General features: G+C 36.6%; 2 protein-coding genes. Both read left to right on the top strand.

The features are described 5' to 3' along the window. Window positions 1-137: 137 nt before the first annotated feature. A complete protein-coding gene (locus tag FD47_RS15265) occupies window positions 138-302 on the top strand; it encodes a DUF2933 domain-containing protein (RefSeq protein ID WP_003688746.1) in 165 nt (54 codons plus the stop codon). Window positions 303-320: 18 nt separating this feature from the next. Then, a complete protein-coding gene (locus tag FD47_RS14685; protein ID WP_002817475.1) occupies window positions 321-617 on the top strand; it encodes a hypothetical protein in 297 nt (98 codons plus the stop codon). The last annotated feature ends 94 nt before the right edge of the window (window positions 618-711 follow it).

Genomic DNA, 711 nt, shown 5'->3' on the forward strand with positions numbered 1-711 from the left:
AACAGCGTTCGGATTAATTTTACAATCTACCGTATACATAATAACATTCATAATTATGTAAAAATTCCCGACAACATAAAAACAACACACTTCCAATTTATACTTATTATAGAAACAAAGCAAAAGGAAGTGAAACTATGTCACAATGGATTCTGATAGCCCTTTTTCTTCTAGCACACCCACTCATGATGCTATTTATGCACAAGGGTATGCACGGTGGCTCTGGTAGTATGGGCGGCTGTGGAAACAACACTCAACAAAATTCCAATAATACTGAAAAGCCACGTAAAAAAGTCAATTAACTTGGGAGTATATATTATATGAAAATATTAACTGGTAGTCGCGGTGATGAGGTCCATGAACACCTTTACGAAAATGGTCAAAGACGGGTTGGTCATCGTATACTAAAGAAAAATACAGTGACAAACAACGGAGAATTTCACCCTGTACCTGGAAATATAGTTCTCATTCCCTTAAAAGGGACGGTGAAACTGACCACACCAGATCAAGAATGTACAATCAAAAATGGTCAACTTGCAATACTTGGACCAACTGATAGTTTTTACTTAACTGCAATTGATGATGTTGAATTTGTCGGTGTTGTTGATATTAAATAGCTCAAAAAGAGTGCCACATGGCACTCTTTTTTATATATGCTGGCTTCTCCATATTTACGACACATTGAAGTGAACCCTGCAAGTTGGACACTTT

It is taken from the genome of Lentilactobacillus parafarraginis DSM 18390 = JCM 14109 (genome assembly GCF_001435895.1).
In the GTDB taxonomy this organism is placed as follows: domain Bacteria; phylum Bacillota; class Bacilli; order Lactobacillales; family Lactobacillaceae; genus Lentilactobacillus; species Lentilactobacillus parafarraginis.

Coding starts and splice junctions, on each gene's coding strand:
- FD47_RS15265 (WP_003688746.1), top strand. CDS start 138: ATGTCACAATGGATTCTGATAGCCCTTTTTCTTCTAGCACACCCACTC.
- FD47_RS14685 (WP_002817475.1), top strand. CDS start 321: ATGAAAATATTAACTGGTAGTCGCGGTGATGAGGTCCATGAACACCTT.